General features: G+C 63.6%; 18 protein-coding genes. 5 read left to right on the forward strand and 13 right to left on the reverse strand.

The features are described 5' to 3' along the window. Nucleotides 1-85 precede the first annotated feature (85 nt). Nucleotides 86-511, forward strand: coding sequence for an NUDIX domain-containing protein (locus tag ACFWEM_RS22845; RefSeq protein ID WP_378537352.1), 426 nt, complete (start codon nucleotides 86-88; stop codon nucleotides 509-511). Here the strand turns inward: ACFWEM_RS22845 and ACFWEM_RS22850 are convergent. From ACFWEM_RS22850 to ACFWEM_RS22865, 4 genes are read right to left on the reverse strand one after another with little or no spacing between them, the layout of a single operon-like run. Beyond that, nucleotides 468-1,847 carry a hypothetical protein gene (locus tag ACFWEM_RS22850; protein WP_378537354.1) on the reverse strand — a complete coding sequence of 460 codons (1,380 nt, stop codon included), beginning with the start codon at nucleotides 1,845-1,847 and terminating at the stop codon, nucleotides 468-470. The two genes, ACFWEM_RS22845 and ACFWEM_RS22850, sit on opposite strands and share 44 nt — an antisense overlap. 48 nt (nucleotides 1,848-1,895) lie before the next feature. Then, the gene (locus ACFWEM_RS22855) at nucleotides 1,896-3,311 is read right to left on the reverse strand and encodes a hypothetical protein (RefSeq protein ID WP_378537356.1); all 1,416 of its coding nucleotides are present in this window, start codon (nucleotides 3,309-3,311) and stop codon (nucleotides 1,896-1,898) included. 13 nt (nucleotides 3,312-3,324) lie between these two features. After that, nucleotides 3,325-4,737, reverse strand: a complete 1,413-nt coding sequence (locus ACFWEM_RS22860) for a hypothetical protein (protein WP_378537359.1) — start codon at nucleotides 4,735-4,737, stop codon at nucleotides 3,325-3,327. A gap of 9 nt (nucleotides 4,738-4,746) precedes the next feature. Further along, a complete protein-coding gene (locus ACFWEM_RS22865; protein WP_378537361.1) occupies nucleotides 4,747-5,382 on the reverse strand; it encodes a TetR/AcrR family transcriptional regulator in 636 nt (211 codons plus the stop codon). Nucleotides 5,383-5,510: 128 nt separating this feature from the next. On the opposite strand from ACFWEM_RS22865, the gene ACFWEM_RS22870 reads away from it, so the two are divergent. Genes ACFWEM_RS22870 through ACFWEM_RS22880 form a run of 3 tightly spaced genes read left to right on the forward strand, consistent with a single transcriptional unit; the run spans nucleotide 5,511 to nucleotide 8,600 of the window. Continuing rightward, nucleotides 5,511-6,779, forward strand: coding sequence for a cytochrome P450 (locus ACFWEM_RS22870; protein WP_003945041.1), 1,269 nt, complete (start codon nucleotides 5,511-5,513; stop codon nucleotides 6,777-6,779). Between the two features lie 46 nt (nucleotides 6,780-6,825). After that, nucleotides 6,826-7,578, forward strand: coding sequence for an isocitrate lyase/phosphoenolpyruvate mutase family protein (locus ACFWEM_RS22875; protein ID WP_378537364.1), 753 nt, complete (start codon nucleotides 6,826-6,828; stop codon nucleotides 7,576-7,578). A 2-nt stretch (nucleotides 7,579-7,580) separates the two neighbouring features. Then, nucleotides 7,581-8,600, forward strand: a complete 1,020-nt coding sequence (locus tag ACFWEM_RS22880; protein ID WP_378537366.1) for a DUF2804 domain-containing protein — start codon at nucleotides 7,581-7,583, stop codon at nucleotides 8,598-8,600. A gap of 89 nt (nucleotides 8,601-8,689) precedes the next feature. Here the strand turns inward: ACFWEM_RS22880 and ACFWEM_RS22885 are convergent, their stop codons facing one another. The 8 genes from ACFWEM_RS22885 to ACFWEM_RS22920 form a co-directional block, all read right to left on the reverse strand. Further along, entirely contained in the window at nucleotides 8,690-9,928 is a 1,239-nt protein-coding gene (locus tag ACFWEM_RS22885) for a DUF222 domain-containing protein (RefSeq protein WP_378537368.1), read from the reverse strand. A 65-nt stretch (nucleotides 9,929-9,993) separates the two neighbouring features. After that, nucleotides 9,994-11,616: an amidohydrolase gene (locus tag ACFWEM_RS22890; RefSeq protein ID WP_378537370.1), complete on the reverse strand. Its 1,623-nt coding sequence runs from the start codon at nucleotides 11,614-11,616 to the stop codon at nucleotides 9,994-9,996. A gap of 9 nt (nucleotides 11,617-11,625) precedes the next feature. Then, on the reverse strand, nucleotides 11,626-13,803 hold the full coding sequence (locus tag ACFWEM_RS22895; RefSeq protein WP_075832584.1) for an AAA family ATPase: 2,178 nt from the start codon (nucleotides 13,801-13,803) through the stop codon (nucleotides 11,626-11,628). 21 nt (nucleotides 13,804-13,824) lie between these two features. Continuing rightward, nucleotides 13,825-14,655 (reverse strand): phosphatidylcholine/phosphatidylserine synthase, encoded by an 831-nt coding sequence (locus ACFWEM_RS22900; protein WP_029254795.1) that lies wholly within the window; start codon nucleotides 14,653-14,655, stop codon nucleotides 13,825-13,827. A 59-nt stretch (nucleotides 14,656-14,714) separates the two neighbouring features. Further along, nucleotides 14,715-15,428 carry a phosphatidylserine decarboxylase gene (locus tag ACFWEM_RS22905; protein WP_003941540.1) on the reverse strand — a complete coding sequence of 238 codons (714 nt, stop codon included), beginning with the start codon at nucleotides 15,426-15,428 and terminating at the stop codon, nucleotides 14,715-14,717. A gap of 72 nt (nucleotides 15,429-15,500) precedes the next feature. Further along, nucleotides 15,501-16,520 (reverse strand): MerR family DNA-binding transcriptional regulator, encoded by a 1,020-nt coding sequence (locus tag ACFWEM_RS22910; RefSeq protein WP_378537373.1) that lies wholly within the window; start codon nucleotides 16,518-16,520, stop codon nucleotides 15,501-15,503. After that, complete coding sequence (locus ACFWEM_RS22915; RefSeq protein WP_007733713.1) at nucleotides 16,510-16,962, reverse strand: hypothetical protein; 453 nt, start codon at nucleotides 16,960-16,962, stop codon at nucleotides 16,510-16,512. The genes ACFWEM_RS22910 and ACFWEM_RS22915 overlap by 11 nt, the downstream gene beginning before the upstream one ends. A gap of 34 nt (nucleotides 16,963-16,996) precedes the next feature. Next, on the reverse strand, nucleotides 16,997-17,467 hold the full coding sequence (locus ACFWEM_RS22920; RefSeq protein WP_003941500.1) for an SRPBCC family protein: 471 nt from the start codon (nucleotides 17,465-17,467) through the stop codon (nucleotides 16,997-16,999). A 189-nt stretch (nucleotides 17,468-17,656) separates the two neighbouring features. Between ACFWEM_RS22920 and ACFWEM_RS22925 the strand changes: the two genes are divergently transcribed. Beyond that, complete coding sequence (locus tag ACFWEM_RS22925; RefSeq protein WP_378537375.1) at nucleotides 17,657-19,048, forward strand: amino acid permease; 1,392 nt, start codon at nucleotides 17,657-17,659, stop codon at nucleotides 19,046-19,048. Here the strand turns inward: ACFWEM_RS22925 and ACFWEM_RS22930 are convergent. Next, entirely contained in the window at nucleotides 19,020-20,273 is a 1,254-nt protein-coding gene (locus ACFWEM_RS22930) for an NAD(P)/FAD-dependent oxidoreductase (RefSeq protein ID WP_378537377.1), read from the reverse strand. The two genes, ACFWEM_RS22925 and ACFWEM_RS22930, sit on opposite strands and share 29 nt — an antisense overlap. Between the last annotated feature and the right edge of the window lie 76 nt (nucleotides 20,274-20,349).

Raw genomic sequence — 20,349 nt, forward strand, 5'->3', positions numbered from 1 at the left:
CATATTACCGGGCGTGGCAGTTTCGATGTGCAGCGAGTCGATTCGGACATCTTCAGCACTCGCTGATACACGTAGGTTGGACGACGTGAATTCGCCGACTCCCACCACGATCATCCGTACCGCTGCCCTCGCGCACATTCGCGATCGCAAGCTGATCCAGACCCGCTCCGTGGGCAAGACCGCGTTCTACATGGCCGGCGGAAAGATCGACCCGGGTGAGACACCCGAGCAGGCGCTGCACCGCGAAATTCGGGAGGAACTCGACGTCGATCTGGTCGACGGAACGGTGAAGTTCCTCGACGTCTTCGAGGCTCACGCTTTCGGTCATTCCGCGGACACCGGGCTGCACATGAGTTGCTATCTGGCGGAGATGGCCGGAGACCCGCACCCGACCAGTGAGATCGCCGAGTTCCGATACTTCACGCTCTCCGAGTACGCGGCGATGGACGAGGTGGCGCCGGGATCGCTCAAAGTGTTCCATCGCCTGGCGTCGATGGATCTGATCGACTGATCGACGGAGGAACGGATCGTGTTATCCGGCCCAATCGCAGACTTGTGTAGGCGCAAACGGCCACGATGATCAGCGCGACGGCGTCGAGTATCAGGATGTCGGTCGAGATCTCGAACGGGCCGACCGTAGTGATGCCGTTGAAGGGCTTGTTCTCGTCCAGCGGGGTGTACGCCGTCCATCCGTAGTCGAACTGCGGATAGACGAGCAGGGCCAGCGCCGTTGGGCCGAAGATGACACCGAATCCGACGAGGGCTCGTGACGCTCCGGTCCGCGGTGGTTCCCGGTACATCGCGCTGGCGATCGCGTAGGTGACGACCGCTGCGGTCAGGGCGACAAGAAGATCGCTGATCGTGAGAAGGTCACCGATCTTCGGCGAAGGCGACGTGGCATAGCTGACGATCCCGGCGACCGTCACCGTCAGGAGCAATCCGTAGCCGACGACGCGGGACGGTGCGAGAGCGCCGACGGCTGCCGCGGCAACGATGACGACGCCGATCACGACGGCGGTCGAGGCCGGGGTTTTCGACCACTCCATCGCCTCGGTTGCCGGACGATTCGCCGAGACCGCCGCCAGAGTTGCGACGGCAGCGGTACACATCAGCAGGATCCGACTGCCGTCGCCCAACACCCGCGCACAGATCACCGTGATCACCAGCGCGACGAGTAGCAGGGGCACCGCCGCCGTGACGGTGGTGATGTCGAACCACCAATTTGCCGCGACGCCGAAGAGGGTTAGCACCGCTGCGATCGTCACCGGCCGAACGGCCATCCGTTCCTTGGGGTGGTCCTTGTCGAAATCGTGGAACCAGAACGCGGCGACACATGCGGCGGTCAATGCCAGTGCGATCAGTGTTGCCGCCAGCACTGGTGGTTGAAACTGGTTGGTGTTGTCGGCGATGTAGTCCGCGTACCGCCGAGGAATTGCATCCTCGTCCAGGAGCGAATCCGAGACATGTACGGCAACAATCGTTCCCGCGACCGAAGCGGCTCGGACCCGGGGAGCGGCAGCAACCGTGACCGCGCCGACAGCGACTCCCGCCCCGACGGGCGAGAGTGCCTCGAAGTTGTGATCGTAGAGTCCGGGCAGTTCGAGGAGGAGCCCACCGAATGCCGTCATGGCAGCGGTCCGTAACCGGCAACGGGCCATCATCGCGGCTGTCCCGACCGCGACGACAGCCAAGACGCCGGCACCGATGGTCGAGATCGACCAGAATCGGTCACCCGTCGAAATCGACGTCGACTGGCTGTTGACGAAGGGCGCCAAAGCGACGACGGTGACGACGAATGCCGTCACACCACTCAGTGCGACGAGCAGCGTCCTGCGGGCGATGGGCACTGCTCCAAAATAGTCAATCCGGTACCAGTTGCACCGCAATAGGAGGTCTCAGTCCGGTGACGGTGTGTCAACGGCGTTTCGGCGACGAAGCGCGATCCCGGAGGCGACGACAACTACACACATCAGAAGCGCGGTGCCGACGGAACGTGGTGGCGCCTCAGTTGCGTCGACGATAACGAACGAGACGTCCGCCTGCCAGGCTGCGCCGGGCTCGCTCGCGTCGACGTAGCCGCGCAGTCCGGTGTCCTGCTGGAAGTACGTCGAGGGCGGATCGGGCCGGACGTACGTTGGTGACACAGTCTCGATGTCGTGCTGCCCGATCGACATGAAGACCAGGGCAGTGAAAGGAATGGTCAACCCCAGCGCCCCGATGACGGGATTCGAGGGCAAGACGGATCCGAACAGTAGCCCCGTTCCGACGCCTAGCGCGACGATCCGGAGCAACAGAACCAGTTCGTGATCGCCGCTGAAGATCCACTCCGACAACGGGATCGCAGCGAGGAGTGCCAGAGCTGCGATCCTGCGATCTCGGTGTCGAGCACGCGTCAACCCGAAGGCAACTGCGATGATCGCGAGGGCAGTGATCACCAACAGCGAGGTTCGGTCACCGTCGAGAAAGAAGCGGTCGGTCAGATCGGCGAACACCGTCGTGGCGGCGGCCGCAACGGCGGTTGCAGCCCAGAGGAATCCGCCGCTGTCTGAAGTTGCGTCGAGTTTCCTCGTACAGAACCAGGTCAGGGTGAGGACGGCGATGGTGGACGCGATCATGACCAGCCAACCCGAATACGTCGACGGGCGCTCTTGCCGGTCGATGACCGAACTCAGAATCCGTTGAGTGACAGCGAGCCCGGTGACAACCGCCAGAGCGGTTGCGGCAATGCCCGGTTCGCTTTTGCCGATCCCCGATTCGGGATCAACGGTGATGGCGCACGCTACTGCGCAGATCAACGTCAGCCACAGAAGTGCCCAGGCGGGTTCACCGATGGACGACGTGCTGACGGGTATCAAATCTCCGGTGGACGATTGCGCGGCCAACCACGTCGACACCAAGCCCACGATCAGCAGGTTGCGACCGATGCGACTGTCCCACGAGGCGGCGACCGCGCCGCCCAGGATGAGTCCTGCGGCAATGGTTTTGGCAAAACCCAGAACGCTCAGCAGATCGAGACCAAGTTCTTCGGGGACGACGTATCTGATCAGAATCAGCACGACGACGCCTACGTACACAAATGCCCACGCGCGCCGGCGAGAACCGCGGTGCTGGAGATATACGCAGGCCGCCACCGCGACGATGGCGCCGACCACGACGCTGGTGGATTGGCTGCTGATCCATTGGTCGATCTTCGACTGCGGTTCGGTAACAGGCCATCTCATTCGCACCGGGTTCGTCAGCGCCACGGCGGCAAGGATTCCCGCGAGAAAGGCCGCAAGGGCGCCGGTGCTTGACCGGACGTCGATGGTCATCGGTCTGTCCTGATCAGGCGGTCTCGGTGGGTTCCGGTACCTCGACGGGCGGATGTGACCGTCGGAGGATCGCCGCGCCGCAGAAGCCGATGATCAGGGTGAAGAGTACCGCTGCGCCGACGGTCTGAGCGGTGACGTAGTCGACGGTGATGCCGATGCCGCGTCCGAATAATCCTCCGTCGCCGTGGGGAGAGACCGCGTCGATGTCGAGCTGGCCTTGGATGTATATCGACCTCATCATCGGTGGGAAAGAGAGCTGATCGGTGAGGATGGCGATCGACGAGAAGGTCATCGCGGCAAAGGGAATGGCGAGTCCGAGTGTGGCGTCGACCAAGCTGCCGGGAGCCAGGGAACCGAACAGCAGTCCGGCGGCGAATCCCAGTGCGGCGATCTTCAGCGCGATTGACCAGACACCGTGCGCGGAGTCGAAGGGCAGTAGTTCTGACAGAGGTACCGCAACGAGAACGGCGATGGGAACGAGGTGTGGCACCTGCTTGTGCAGTCTCAATCCGACGGCCACCGGCAGGGCTGCGAAAAGCACCAGTACCCAGGGGGACTTCAGGTCTCCCCAGTGACCGGAACCCTTCGCGATGTCGACGAACAGCGGAGCTGACGCAGCGGCCAGAGCGGTTGCCGCCCAGAGGAACTTGCCACCAGCACCGGAGGTGTCGCCGAGACGGTAGGCGGCGATCCACGTCAACGCGAGCGCAGCACCTGCCGCCAAAACCATGACAATCCAGGCGGTCGCTTCGGACGCGTATTGCTGGCGGTCGATCACGGCGCCGAGAACGCGATGCCCGATCGCCAGCGCGGTGATCACCACGAGAGCGATGCGGATTTCACCCGCGTCGGGCTTGCGGATCCGGAAGCCGGCCTGCGCCGTCACTGCGCAGGCGATCGCTGCTGCGGCCGTGGCGCCGATCAGCCACCATGACGGCTCACCCACCGAAGACGTTGTCATCCTGGCTGTCCCACCGGCGAACGTGCGGATCGCGAGGAAGGTGGCGAGTACTCCGAGGAGTGTCGCGTTCTTCGTGGCAGTGCGGTCCCAACTGACGGCAGCCACACAGCCCAGAATAGTGCCGGCTGCAACACTTTTGACGATGATCAAGGCGATCAGCAGGTCCAGTGACGCAACCTCGGGTACGACTGCCCGAATGATCGCGATGACGGCGACCCCGACAGCGATCGCGATCCAGGCCGCCCGCCGGGACCCGCGACGCTGCGAGAGTGCGCAGGCAAGCACGGCAACTACGGCGCCGAGTCCGACAGCAGTGGGTCCACTACTGATCCAGCGATCCACTTCCGATGGGGAGGCGACGATGGCCCAGTCACGAAGAACGGGATTGGTCAGGGCCAGCGCAGCGAGTATCGCGGACAGGAGCGCAGCGACGGTGGTGAGGATCGCTCGAGGATCGAGTGGCATCGGGCCAACCTATCGCGGCGCCGCAACATCGGTAGCGGGCGGCGTGAGTGCCGGAAACCAGATGTCGGTGAGAACGTCTGCTGCGACGTCCGCACCCGCGGTGATTGCGCCCTGCTCGGCCCAGCGAATGAAGAAACGCTCGATTTGTGTGAGCAGGAGCTCTACTCGGAGTTTTGCTTCGTCATGCCGGTCCTGCGGCCACCGGGCCAGGTACGACGGCATCGCGTTGGGCAGTGCGGAGATGCCTTCGCGGGCCAGTGTGCGGAACTCTGGTTCGAGGACCATGGCCTCGTCCCACGCCCGCATCATGTGGTGGTGATCGCGGCACCAGTCGAGAGCGCGTGCGATCCAGCCGGCGAATTCTTCGCGCGAACCGGAGTCGAGTACATGGTCGAGATCCTGGAATATGGCGAGGGTGCTGGATACGACAGTGTTCGAGCCGAGGGCCTTGAGAATGTCGATCTTTCCGGGAAAGTGCAGGTAGAAGGTGGCTCGGCTGCAGCCGACCCGGCCCGCGATGTCTTCCACGGTGACAGCCGCGTATCCGCGTTCGGTGAAGAGCGCGCCGGCGGCGTCCACGAGGTCTGCGCGGGTTCGCTGCTTCTGCTTCTCTCGCAGCGTCAGTCTGCCGGAGGTATCTGTCATTACCGGGATCCTAGTGCCGCGGGGGCTCTTGCGGGACGGTTGCACGAGACTCCCCGTCTTTCACTTGACAGGCCGTTAGTGAAAGCTACTCTGTGGTGTAGCGCACATTCGACCGATCAGAGGACGCCATGACCATCTCGGACACAACACGCACGCCTGACCTGCCGGCCGGATTCGACGTCACCGATCCTGCTGTCCTCGGGGAGCGGATCCCTTTCGAGGAGTTCGCCGAACTGCGTCGCAACGCACCCGTGTGGTGGTGTGAGCAGCCGCCGACGGTCGGCGGATTCCAGGACGAGGGCTACTGGGTGGTCTCGCGTCACGCTGACGTCAAAGAGGTCAGCCAGCGCAGCGATGTGTTCTCGAGCTGGGAGAACACCGCGATCGCGCGTTTCGCCGACGACATGCCTCGCGAGGCCGTCGAGATGCTCCGCCATCTTCTGCTCAACAAGGATGCGCCGGAGCACACCAAGCTCCGCAAGCTGATTTCGAAGCTGTTCACGCCGCGCGCGATCAACGGCATGCGCGACGAGTTGGATCGTCGTGCGCGGAGCATCGTCGACACCGCTGTGAGCGAAGGCCCGGGCGACTTCGTGAAGCAGGTTGCCAGTGAGCTGCCGCTCCAGGCGATCGCGGATCTGATCGGTGTGCCGCAGGACGATCGAGACAAGCTGTTCAAGTGGTCCAACGAGATGATGGGCTACGACGACCCGGAATACCAGGGTGATCCGGCAGTCGCGTCCACCGAAGTCCTCGGATACGCGTACCAAATGGCAGACGCGCGTCGTACCTGCCCGGCAGACGACATCGTCACCACACTGGTCCAGGCGGATATCGACGGCGACTCTTTGAGCCCGGAGGAGTTCGGGTTCTTCGTGTTGATCCTGGCGGTGGCGGGCAACGAGACCACCCGCAACGCCATCACGCACGGAATGATCGCGTTCCTGGACAACCCCGAGCAGTGGGAGCTGTACAAGAAGGAACGTCCCAAGACGACGGCCGACGAGATCGTCCGTTGGGCGACACCCGTCACCGCCTTCCAGCGCACCGCGCTCGAGGACACGGAATTGGCAGGAGTGTCGATCAAGAAGGGGCAGCGCGTGGTGATGCTGTACAGCTCCGCGAACTTCGACGAGGACGTTTTCGAGAACCCGATGACGTTCGACATCACTCGTAACCCCAATCCGCACTTGGGCTTCGGCGGAACGGGCGCGCACTTCTGCATCGGTGCCAACCTCGCTCGTATGGAGATCGACTTGATGTTCAACGCGATCGCCGACAACGTCCCGGACATCACCAAGATCGGTGATCCGCGCCGTCTGCGCTCGGGTTGGATCAACGGCATCAAGGAGTTCCAAGTCGATTACAAGAGCACAGGCTGCCCGGTCGCTCACTAGAGTCGGTAGGTGAGAGGTACACCCCACGATCTCGAGGAGCCACCGCATGACTTCGATCAACGACAAGGCAACTGCTCTATTGGCGTTGCACCAGCCAGGTAATCCGGTCATTCTTCCGACGGTGTGGGACGCGTGGTCGGCGAATCTTGCGGTGGCTGCAGGTTTTGCAGCCCTGACGGTGGGCAGCCACCCGGTTTCCGATTCCATCGGCAAGCCGGACAACGAGGGCATCACCTTCGACGAACTTCTGCACCGGATCAAGCAGATCACCGTTGCGGTCGACGCCCCGATCTCGGTGGACATCGAGGGCGGTTACGGGCTCGAGCCGGCAGTTCTCATCGACGGGTTGATCGATGCCGGCGCTGTCGGACTCAACATCGAGGACACCGTTCACAGTGAAGGCGGACGCTTGCGCGAGGCGCAGGAGCACGCCGACTTCGTGGGTGGGCTTCGTCAGGCCGCCGACGCAGCCGGAGTTCACGTTGTCGTCAACGCGCGCACCGACCTGTTCGTGAAGCAGGTCGGTGACGAGTCCGATCGCGTCGATCGCGCCATCGCACGCCTCAAGCTGGCGGCCGACGCCGGCGCCGACGTTCTTTACCCCGTCGGGCGGCATGACGACGCGACCCAGCGCCGCCTGACGTCCGAGCTCCCACTTCCGATCAATGCGATCGGAATCCCGGATCAGGACGACCCGGCAAGTTTCGGTCCGCTCGGAGTGGCACGTGTGAGCTTCGGTCCGTTCTTCCAGATGGCATTGGCCAACCGTGCGAACGAAATCTTGGGACGCTGGAAGTAAGAATGCAGACACTGATGTCGCCCGGCCCGCTTCTCGACGATGGCGGACATTTGGTCGAGACGGGTTGGGCCCCATCGGAGATTCGCAAGTATCGACGCTCTGCGATCACCGCTCCCAAGTTCCGGATCAAGGAGTGGGACTACTACTGCGTTCTTACTGCGGATTACGGCATCGCGTTGACCGTCGCCGACAACGGGTACATGGGCTTGCTCGGGGTTTCCTGGCTCGATTTCCGAACGCCGCACGAGATCACCGAAAACGTGATGCTGCCGTTCCCGATGGGAAGGCTCGGTCTGCCCGAAAGTGCGGACGACGGTGATGTGGTGGTGTCGAAAGGTAAGGCTCGGTTCGAGTTTCGCCATGTAGACGGCGGGCGACACCTGATCGTCGACTATCCGGCTTTCGACGGTGGACGAGGTCTACATGCCGATTTGTTTCTGGCGAGTCCTGCCGATGACCGGATGGTGATCGCCACGCCGTTTCCGAAGGCGCCCCGATCGTTCTATTACAACCAGAAGATCAACTGCCTTCCCGCAGCCGGGGCCGTGCGAATCGGGAGCGACGACTTCTCATTTCACTCGGAAGACTCGTTCGGCGTTCTCGATTGGGGCAGGGGAGTCTGGACTTACGACAACACCTGGTACTGGGGTTCTGCATCCGGACTGGTGAGCGGCGAGCGGTTCGGATTCAATATCGGTTATGGCTTCGGGGACACTACGGCGGCCAGTGAGAACATCGTGTTTGTCGGCGGGCGGGCGCACAAACTGGACAGGATCGACTTCGATATCCCGCAGGGCACGTACGACGGCGCTCCGTGGACTTTCTCGAGCAGCGATGGTCGCTTCGAGATGACTTTCGAGCCGGTTATCGACCGCGCCGCGACTTTCGACGTCGGGGTGTTGCGTTCGATTCAGCATCAGGTGTTCGGAAAGTTTTCCGGCACAGTGATCCTCGATGACGGTTCGTCTCTGGTGGTTCGAGATCTCCTCGGATTTGCCGAGGAGGTTCGGAACCGCTGGTAAGCCGTGCGCATCCGCGAAGGTGTCGGGAACGCAGCACGAGCACCGAGGCATGGAGGTGCCCCGGTGCTCGCGTCTTCAGTTGTCGCGGTTCATGCCGCTGTCGGTGGACTGTTCCCGCCGATCGGATGCTGGAACGGGTCGATCGACATCGGCGGATAGAACACTGTTTTTCGGTCGGGGCCGATCTCCACTCGCCATTCCGTGTGGTGCAGTGTCCGATGATGATGGCCACATAACAGAATCAGGTTGTCGAGATCCGTTGGGCCACCATCATTCCAGTGAACGATATGGTGAGCATCGCACCATCCCGATGGAGTTCCGCACCCTGGAAACGCGCACCCACCATCACGCACAGCCAACGCCCGCCGCTGGGGTACCGTCGCGGTCCTTGCTTCCTTGCCGCACTCGAGCGGAACACCATTCTCATCCAACAAAATCCGCGTCACAGTGCAATCGCACGCCAACATCCGTGCAGTGTCGATGCTGATCGGCCCCACCCAATCCGTCCACGCGAACCCGAGTTCCTCGGTCGACGGCAACAAGTCTTTCAAAGCCTGCATATCCGTCATGTCTTTCGCGCTGGCCGTGACAGTGATGTGCGGTTTCACCCCGCCCTCGATCGGACCCAACCCCGCCCGCTCGTACCGGCGCAACAACTCACTAAACCCGTCCGCGCGTCGCAGTGCCGGAGTGCGGGTGTCTTTGACGCCGTCTTTCTCCGGCGTCGGAGCGGACAGGCTCGACAGCAACGTGATCAGACGAGCCCCGTTCACGGCATCCAGATCGCCCTTCACCGACACGCGCCCGTACAGGCCTTTCGAGGCGTAGAACTCGTTGCGCTCCGAATCCTCACCGACCGGGACACCGTCCTCGCGTTTTCCGTACTGCTTCTCGATCCGGCGGATCGCCGCCCGCACCGCATCACAATCGGCAATGTTCTTCGACGCCAACCCCAACAGGATCCCGCGGGCCTTGTCGACGTCCGCCGGGGTCATGTTCTTGGGTGGATGCTGACAAAACGACGCCACCTGACGGGCCTTCAACGCATCCACATCGCCCCGGTGAAAAGCATCCGCCACAACAGGTTCGAGCAACAACAACCGCGCCAGACTGACCAGCAGACTGCACTCACCGATCTCCAGATTCGTCGAACCGTGCAGCCATTGCGCGATCGCCCGAAAACCCTTCCCGACCACAGTCTCCCGGGAAAACATTTCCACGATCAGCAGCACCATCCGCGACTGCAACTCGTGCCGGACGCGCACCAGATCCAGAACCTCACTCTTGAGGCCCTCGCCATCCAGCTGCCACGCTTCCCGACTGTCCATACTCAAAGTTTAATCGAACATATTTTCGATAACCAGGGACATATCGGACGACTTTGAGTTCGAGATCAGCCGATCGCGCTCAGGTCCCCGTACACCGTCCGGCCCTCCAGGACGGTGGCGAGCACCGTGATGTCGGCCAGCTCGGTCGGCTCGACATCGAGGGGATTTTCCGACAGCACAACAAGATCCGCGTAGGAACCGGGAAAGATGGACCCGATGTGATCCTCGCTGAACAGCTGCCAAGCGGCGTTGACCGTATGGGCGCGCACGGCGGCGTCCACGGGGATCCGCTCCTGGGGCGCCACGACGCGGCCGCTGGGTGAAAGTCTGGTGACGGCATCCTGCATGTTCCGTAGCGGATTGGCGGGGGTGACGGGTCCGTCGTTGTGGAAGGTGAACCGTTGTCCGGCCGCGAGTGCAGATCCTGCTGCGGCCCAAACGGATCCGTATTCGGGGCCGAACAGGTCATCCACCAGAACGTCACCCCAGTAGTGCAGGTGGTCGATGAAGATGCTGACCGTGACACCCAGTTCCGCCGCGCGGACGAACTGATCCGGACGCATCGCGCCGACGTGTTCGAGACGCAACCGGTGATCGGGCCGGGGGTGCTCCTTCAGAAGTTGCTCCCACGCATCGAGAACCATGGTGATCGCGTCGTCACCGTGGGCGTGGCACGCCATCTGCCACCCTTTGGCGAAGTAGGCGGAACTGATGTCGTGGATCTGTTCGCCGGTGTAGTTGGCGTGCCCGTGCGTGCAGGCGATCCCGAGCGCGCGGGTGGCTTCGGTATCGAGATACGGGAAGCTGGTGGCGATGTTACCGACCCACGGTGAACCGTCGGACCAGACCTTGATGCCGATCTGGCGCACCAGGTCGTTTCCGTCGCCCGGTGACGCCTCGGTAGTGCGCGCGTCGTTGGACATCTCGTAGAGCCGCAGGCGGGTGGTGAGGAGTCCGGCGTCGGCTATCGCTGCCAGGGCGGGCCGCATCTTGGGGTCGAACGACAATTCGGCGATGGTGGTGATTCCCGCGGCGTTCAGCCGGGCGCATTCGGCCGCCACCAGTGCGGGGAAGTCGTCACCGATGGTGACTGCGTGGCCCGCGACTGCGAACACCGCAGGCATTTCGTACGCGGCTCCGTCGAGTGCGCCCGTCGCGTCGTGGCCGTACGATCCGCCGATCGGATCGGGGGTATCGCGGGTGATGCTGGCCTGCACTGCTGCCGCCGTGTTGAAATACGCGACGTGTCCCGAGTTGTGCATGATCACGAGGGGGTACTCCGGCGCTACGGAGTCCAGCCAGTCGATGGTCGGATCGGGTAGGCCCTTCTGCAGCAACGGGTCCCAACCGTTCAGAGAAGCGCCGGCAGCACCTCGCGAACGAACAGTGTCGACGACGGCAGCAACTACGGCATCCGCCTCGGCGATCGTGACAGGCCGGATGTCGACGACGTCAGGCCCGAGAACGATGGCTTCTTCCAGGGGGTGACCGTGCGGCTCGATGAACCCCGGTAGAACGGCGGCACCTCCGACGTCGACGACGAGGGTGTCCGGCACCACCAGTTTCTCGACGTCCGTCCGTGCTCCGACGGCTGTGATCCGGCCGCCCGTCACGGCGAGCGCCTGGGCGCGTGGTGATTCCTCGTGCATGGTCACGATGTCGCCGTACAGAACCAGATCAGCAGCCATGGTCAGTCCTTATCGGTTGTCCGCGTACGCCTGTAGGTGTGCCACCTGCTCGGGATCGAGTGAGGGACGTACCTTCTCACGGGCGGTTGCCACGTCCGCGGCCGTCACGTCGGCCGCGTCCATGCTCCGACGCATGGCGGCGAGTGCAGCCTCACGCAGGAGAGCCGAGCAGTCTGCTGCCGAGTATCCCTCGAGATCGACGGCCAGAATGTCCAAATCGACATCTTCGGCGAGCGGTACCGACTTGCCGGAAGCACGCAGAATCGCTTTGCGGGCCTCCGCATCCGGCGGCGGTACGAATACGAGACGTTCGAGTCTGCCGGGGCGCAAGAGAGCCGGGTCGATCAGATCCGGTCGATTGGTGGCGCCCAACACCACGACGTCGCGTAGCGGTTCGACGCCGTCGAGTTCGGTCAGCAACGCGGCTACGACGCGATCCGACACCCCGGAGTCGGAACTTTGACCACGACGCGGGGCAAGGGCGTCGATTTCGTCGAGGAAGATCAACGAGGGCGCCGAATCGCGTGCGCGCTGGAACAACTCGCGTACGGCCTTTTCGGAGGCGCCGACCCACTTGTCCATCAGCTCCGCACCTTTGACGGCGTGGACGCTGAGGTGACCTGAGCTGGCAAGGGCACGAACGAGATACGTCTTACCGCAGCCGGGAGGGCCGTAGAGGAGCACGCCGCGGGGTGGGTCGACACCGAGGCGTGCGAAGGAGTCGGGGTGCTGTAGCGGCCACAGCACCGCTTCGGTGAGGGCCTGTTTGGTTTCGACCATGTCGCCGACGTCGTCGAGGGTGACGCTGCCGATCGACAGTTCTTCGGTACTCGAACGAGACAGTGGCCGAATCACTTCGAGGGCACCGACAAGATCTTCCTGCGTGATCTCCGGAGAATCACCGGATTTGGACGCCCGCGTCGCCGCTCGCAAGGCAGCTTCACGGCAGAGCGCCGCGAGGTCGGCGACCACGAATCCCGGTGCGCGCGAGGCGATGGCGTCGAGTTCGAGGGTTCCGGTGGGCACGCGGCGGAGCAGGAGTTCGAGCAACGCCTTGCGGGTTGCGCCGTCCGGCAGGGTAAGTGCGAGTTCTCGATCGCAGAGATCCTGGCCGCGAAGGCGCGCGTCGACGGTCTCCGGATGGGCGGAGGTCGCGACGAATGCCACGCCCGGGGTTGCGACGGCGCTGCGCAGTTGTTCGAGGATCAGTGCGGATACCGGTTCCGCGGTGGCCGGAAGCAGAGCGTCGATGTCACTGATCAGCAGTACACCACCGCCGCGCACGGCAGCAACGGCGTCGACGATTCGCTGCAGGCGGGTATTCGCCTCGGTGGCACCGACTCCCGGGCCGTCGAGTTCGACAAGTTTGCGCGAGGACAGGACCGAGCGGGCCAACGTGGCTTTGCCCACGCCGGCGGGGCCCGTGATGAGGACGCCGAGGTGCGGTGAGGCGCCGAGCGTACGGAGCAGTTCTGGTTCGTCGAGTGCCAGGCCGAGCCACTCGGTCAGCTTGGCTGCCTGCGCTTGCGCGCCGGCGAGGTGATCCAGCGGAACCGACGGTGCAGGCTCGATCGCGACGGCGGCCGGACTGGAAACAAGCGCACTCGGTGTCAGTGTGCCCGCCGAGCCGGAACCCCAGTTGACTGCCGAATTCGGCTGGACGCTGACCGGACCACCGGCAGGTTCGACGGCCGTGACGGTGAGCAGTTCGGATGTCCACGCGACGCCGAAGGTACGGGAAAGCGCTTGGGTGGCTTCGGAAGTGCTCGTACCCGGACCGAGATCGCGGGGGAGGAGCGAGACCGTGTCGCCGACGCTGACGACCTTGCCCAGAAGGGCCTGTCGCAGAACCGTCGAACTGATCGAATTTGTCGCCATCGAAGATCCGGTGACGGAGACGGATCGCGCTCCGTACACCGTCACCGGACCGACCACGACGGAAGAGTTCTCGGTCAGGCCGACGTTCGACATGGTGACGTCGTCGAGAAGGATCGTGCCTGCCGGGGTTCCGGTGGGTGCACGGCCCGCGACGGTCGCGGTGCCGCGGGCTCCCATGAGTGCGATGGCATCCCATTCGCGGATGCCCAACGCCGCCAACGCTTCGGGGTGCAAGCGCACGACCCCGCGGCGTAGGTCGGCGGCAGAGGTGTTGAGTCGAACGGTGAGGGCGAGTTCCGGCGAAGTCACCTCTCGAGAGTACGTCGTGGACTAGCGGGGTCGCCGCAATCCGAGACGAGCGGCCGAGCGGCGGCCACCGACGTTGGGTTGGCGTCGGATCGCGCGGCGTTCGGAAGGCTTGATGTCCCAGGTTTCGGGACGCGCTGCCACCCACCGCTTCGAGTGCACGGCAAACGGGATGTGCACCAGGTAGATCGCGATGAGAACGATCAGCAGGATGTACGGGTAGGTGATGAGTGCGGCCGCAGCCAACGTCACCAGGACGAGCAGGCCGGCCGCCATGTGCGGCGGCACGGATACCGACTTCATCGCCAGCGTCGGGATGCGGCTGACGATCAGTGCAGCCGAGAAGAGCGTCCACACGATGACGACGAAGTGCGAAGACCACCAGCCGTCACCCCACTGAGCCGTCGCGGCCAGAGGGGTGAGGGCGATGAGTGCGCCGGCCGGGGCCGGAACGCCGACGAAGTACTCACGTGCGTACGCGGGGACGTCGTCGTCGTCGAGCAGGGTGTTGAAACGTGCGAGTCGCAACACGATGCTGACCGCGTAGATCAACGCGATGATCCAGCCGATGCTGGTGCCGTCCAGCAAGGTCACGTACAGGACCAGAGCTGGGGCCACGCCGAAGGAGATGGAGTCGGCCAGTGAGTCGAGTTCGGCGCCGATCTTGCTGGTGGCGTCTAGCAGTCGCGCGATGCGGCCGTCGAGTGAATCGAGGACGGCTGCGGCGCCGATCATCGCGAGCGAGGTACCGGGTTGTCCGTCGAGAGCGAACTTGACGGCGGACAGCCCGGCACACAGCGCCAGGATGGTGATGACGGACGGCAGCAACCGCACCGCCTGGGTGCGTTTGGGCATCTTTGCGCCGGGTTGGGCTGCTCCCGGCTTCTTCACGGCTGACTTCATCTTCGGCGTCTTCACGGCAGTTGCGCGATAACTGTTTCAGCACCGATCGTGCGTTGTCCCGGCTCGACCAGGAGAGTGGTTCCGGCGGGGAAATACGTGTCGACGCGTGAGCCGAAACGGATCAGTCCGTACGTGTCGCCGATCGGCAGGACGTCACCGACACCGGCGTAGCAGACGATGCGGCGCGCGAGCAGTCCCGCGATCTGGACAACTGCCACGTCGTGACCGTCGGCGGTTTCGATGAGCATGCTGTTGCGCTCGTTGACCTCGCTGGCGTCGGCGAGATCTGCGGAGAGGAACTTGCCTGCCTGGTGAACGACCTCTTTGACCGTTCCACCGACAGGGCTGCGCTGGACATGCACGTCGAGAACCGACAGGAAGATGCTGACGCGCGGGCGCGGCTCGCTTCCGAGATTGAGCTCGGCGGGCGGAACGGCGTTGTCGACCAGAGCCACTTCGCCGTCGGCGGGTGCGACGACGACGCCGATGCGGTTGGGCGGCACCCGGTGCGGGTGACGGAAGAACGTGGCGCATGCGGCGGCGGTGGTCAGACCGGCTCGGCGCACCCACTTACGGTTGCGGCCCAGTGCTGCAACTCCCAGCGGGGCCAGCACGAACGGCAGGCCGGCGGGATGAAGTGGCGGAATCGCATGGCGAACCAGATCGACGATATGTCCGATCCCGGTGGGTTGCGGGGTTCCGGGGGGTGTGGGTCGGCGTGCCACAGGCTCCTCTAACTACTCGGTAGGTCTTCTGCTGGTCGCACTGACAGTACGGGGTGGTAGAGCATCCATAGATTACGTGAACGCCTTCTCTCCTACAGGCTGTAGTGGCATCAAGTACGAGTAGTACCCGACACAGTCGCCCGTGCGTATCGCCAGCGGGAGCGTCGCACCGCTTACTCGGATCACCAGTTGCCGCCCCGGTTGGGCTGCGGCGGCGTCGCGCAGTCGCTGCCGGTCGACCAGTACGCGGAACCTCTCACGGGGATCCATTCCACCCGGATCCACCCGGGCACCACCGTCTTCGCCGACGCTGACGACGGCACTGTCCTCGGTGCCGTTGAGCAGGGCGGCAAGGTGGTCGCCGCTCAGTTCGACGGCGTTGTGGTGCTCGCGCAGGATTCGGTGATCGGGGAACTCTCCGTCCTCGATCAGGGGACTGGACACTTCACCTCCTGGATACGACGCAGTCACCGTGCGCGCGGAGAAAGTCAGCGTCACGACGCCGGCGACATCGCGTAACAATCGCGCGAAGGCCACGGGAACGACGGCGGACACTGCCAGAGCGGAGTGAACTTTCACCTCGGCGACCGCGAGCCGGAACTGATCAGTGGTGACAAACGCAGCGACGCCGTCGTGAATGTCGAGGTGGACGCCGCGAAGTATCGGGAACTCCGATTCCTCGTTCACTGCGAACAGCACGGCGTCGAGTGCGCGTCGTAGATCCCAGGAGTCGATGTCCACGCCGCCGGAGGCAGGTAGCGAATCGATCAGCCGGTGGATTCTCTCGAGTTCGGCGCGGGCGCCGGCGAGGCCGTCCTCGAGATTGCGCAGATGGGCGTCCAGGCACGAATGGGGTTCCGGCCCGGTCAGGACGGCCATCATGTCGCGGATCGGAACACCGACGCGCCGCATACCGGCGATCACGCGTGCGTCGCGGAGTTGGTCGTCGGTGTACCAGCGGTAACCGGTGTGCGGATCGACGGAATGCGGGACGAGCACGCCTTCCTTGTCGTAGAACCGCAGCGCGCTGATCGGGAGCGCCGACGCCCTGGACATCTCGCCGATCGTCAAGAGGGCGGAACTAGTGGTCACGGATCAATTCTGCCCGCAGTCGCTCGATAGCGCCCCTGATCATCCGGCCGTAACCGTCGTCGGCGAGTGTGCCGACCGACGCCTCGGCCTTCGTCAGATGCTCGACGGCCTCGGCGTCGCGTCCGAGTTTGCGGTAGTCGGCAGCCAGGTTGAGGTGCAGCGATGGATAGAAACCGGCGACCTGCAGCGATGCGTGGTGTTCCTGGGCTCGCGCGTCGGTCAACGAATCTGCAGCGTCGAGGGCGCGCAGGTCCCAGCAGAGCTCTTGAGCCGGATCGTCTTGAACGTCGGCCATGTAGTGCGCGAGGGAGACGATGTGGAGCGCATCGGGGGCGGCGCTGATCTCTTCCCACACCTTCTCGAACGCAGAGCGAGCCCCGGCTCGATCGCCGGAGCTCGCCAATTCTTGTGCCTGCGCTATCTGTGTCATCACGGGATCCATGGAACGGATCCTGATGCCTCGACCAGGTCGAGGGTCAAGCAGAGGTGCGTGCAGCCGCCTCGGCCTCGCTCTTCACACGCTTCAAGGTGGCATTCATGCCTTCAACGAGCTCGACCTCGAAGTCGGCGTTTCCGCCCAGGACGGTCTTGACGAGGAACTGCGAGACCTTCGACGTTCCGGTGGGAGCCTCGCGACGCTCGGTCACTTTGGTGCCGGTAGCGGTCGGCTCGAGTTCGTAGGACCAGATCGTGCGGTTCTCCGCGATGCGGAACGCCACCGACTTGTTGGGCTCGAAGCGAACGACCTTCGACGACGTCGGCCAGACCAGCAGGCCCTTGCGGTTGACGTTGATCGTCTTGGCGCCCTCACGCACGGTCCCGCCGATTACCTTCATCACCTTGCACTGGGGGCTCCATTCGCCCATGCGCTGCAGGTCGGCGACGATTGCCCACACGTCCTGCGGTGATGCGTCGATGTCGATGCTTGCTTCGAGGGTGTTGGACACAGTCTCTCCAGTCGAGTTGATGCTACGTAAAGTTACAAACACTTTTGTCGATCGTAAGCGATCCGTCAATGGACCATGTGTGTCAGGTCACTGTACGGCCGTCCAACAGGGTCGTGCGGGAACACGCGCGGTGGTAGCGGACAATGGTTCGCGCACGTATGACGATCCATCCGACTGGAGTACCGAGAAGTGAACAGCGACGCAGCGACGCAGGATGGCCTCAAGCGAGGGCTGACAGCGCGCCATATCCGCTTCATCGCCCTCGGATCAGCCATCGGAACCGGACTGTTCTACGGCAGCGCCGAGGCCATCAAACGAGCCGGCCCGTCGGTGCTCCTGGCCTACCTGATCGGCGGTATCGCGGTCTACCTAGTGTTGCGAGCGCTCGGCGAGATGGCGGTCCGTAACCCGGTTTCCGGTTCGTTCAGCGAGTACGCGAACAAGCACCTCGGACCACTCGCCGGTTTCATGACCGGGTGGACGTACACGTTCGAGATGGTGATCGTGTGCCTCGCCGATGTCACCGCCTTCGGCCTGTACATGCAGTTCTGGTTCCCGGACGTACCGAGATGGATCTGGGTTCTGGCTGTCGTCTTCTTCATCGGCGCGATAAACCTGTTGAGCGTCAAGGTGTTCGGCGAACTGGAATTCTGGTTCACGCTCGTGAAGATCACCGCCATCGTCGCGATGATCGCCGGCGGCATCGCGATCATCGTGTTCGGATTCGGCGTTCACGACACCGATGCCGGAATCAGCCACCTCTGGTCGGACGGCGGGTTCTTCGCGACGGGCTTCGGCGGATTCGTCGCGTGCTTCGCGATCGTCATGTTTGCGTTCGGTGGCACCGAGATCATCGGTATCACCGCGGGCGAAGCCGAGGATCCGGCGCAGACCATCAGGAAAGCCGTCAACACGGTCCCGGTGCGCATCATTCTCTTCTACATCTGCACCCTCGCCGTCATCATGGCGATCATTCCGTGGCAGACCATCAACTCCGACAACAGCCCGTTCGTCCAGATCTTCGAGAACCTCGGATTGGGAACGGCCGCATCGATCCTCAACATCGTCGTCATCACCGCGGCCCTGTCCGCCATCAACAGCGACGTTTTCGGTGCGGGTCGCATGATGTTCGGAATGTCGCATGCCGGCCAGGCCCCGCAGGTGATGAAGAGAGTCTCCGCCAACGGTGTTCCGTGGATGACCGTTGTCATCATGACCGGTGCCCTGTTGGTGGGAGTACTGCTCAACTACCTGATCCCGGACCAGGTGTTCCTCGTCATCGCCTCGCTGGCGACCTTCGCCACCATTTTCGTCTGGATCATGATCCTGCTCTCGCAGTTCCGTTCCCGCGCTCAGATGAGTGCAGACGAAACAGCGGCACTGAAGTTTCCAGTGCCGCTGTGGCCGTACGGTCAGATCTTCGCGATCGTGTTCCTGGCTTTTGTCATCGTGTTGCTCGGCGTCATCGCCGATACCCGAGTTGCGCTGCTCGTCGGTGCCGGATGGCTGGTTCTGCTGACGGGCGCGTACTACAAGTGGGTGAAACCGGCTGTCAGCGCAGCGGATCGAAGTGACGCATGACGGTCGGCGTCTGAGCGCCGGTCATCGAGTCGGCCACCATCTTTCCGGTCAACGGACCCAGGGCGATTCCCCACATCCCGTGACCACCGGCGACGTGCACGCGCGGTGAGCGCGTGGCTCCGATCAACGGCAAGCCGTCGGTAGTGCACGGTCGTGAGCCCACCCATTCCTCTTCCCGCGCAGTCCAGTCGATGCCACTGAGCATCGGCTTGGCCGCATCGATGATCGCCTGCACGCGGCGCGGATCCAACGGCGCGTCGGGGCTGCGGAATTCCATCATTCCGGCCACTCGGAAGCGGTCGTGCAACGGCGTGCACGCAACGCGCTGGGTGGGGAAATACACAGGATTCTTGGGGAGGTGCTCGGGCTTGACGCTGAAGCTGTAGCCGCGCCCGGCCTGCACCAGTTTGCGTACGCCGAACGGTGCTGCGAGCTTGTTCAAGCGGGCACCACTCGAGATGACCACGGCGTCACCGTCGCGTGAATCACCGTGTGCACTGCGAACACTGACTCCGCCGACCCGATCGTCGATCTGCGTGACGTCGAAACCGCTGACGATTTCTCCACCGCGTTCACGGACTGCGTCCGCCAACGAGTTCACGAACAACGGGGGATCGATGAAACGCTGATTGCGCAGACGCAAACCGGCTTTCACGCCCTGACCGAGTGAAGGCTCGAGCGAATGAATCGCGTCGTAGTCGAGGAGGTCGAAGTCGACTTCGCCGCCGGCAGCTTCGACGTGATGGAACTCGTCCACCAAAGTCTGTCGGTCCTTCTCGGACGCAAACGCGGCTAGGAAAGGATCGGCCAGGCGCGTCAACTCTCGGACGCCACCGTCGGCGAGTTCGTCGTACGCGCCCAAGGCTGTTCGGTTGACCTCGGTGTAGACCGACATCGCTTCCTGCCACTTCGACGGCGTGCAGTGGCGCGCGAACCCGACCAGGAACCGAATCAGCTTCAGATCGGTGGTCAGTGGCACGTACACCGGGGACGACGGGCTGAGCATCGCGCGCAAGCCGTATTGGAGCACTGCGGGTTCGGGCAGCGGAAGCGTCAATGCGGGTGCCAGCCAACCGGCGTTGCCCCAGCTCGCGTCGGCTGCGACGCCGTCGCGATCGACGACGGTGACCTCGACTCCACGTTCCTGCAAGAACCAGGCCGTCGACAATCCGACAACACCCGCACCGACCACGACCACACGATCGGGGCTCTGACGAGTTCCCATGACGCACTCCTTCTACAGACTCTGCTCGAACCGAGACGCCGGTCACATCCGGGTCTGTCTCAAGCATGAATCGCGG

The organism is Rhodococcus sp. NPDC060176, assembly GCF_042728675.1.
In the GTDB taxonomy this organism is placed as follows: Bacteria; Actinomycetota; Actinomycetes; order Mycobacteriales; family Mycobacteriaceae; genus Rhodococcus_F.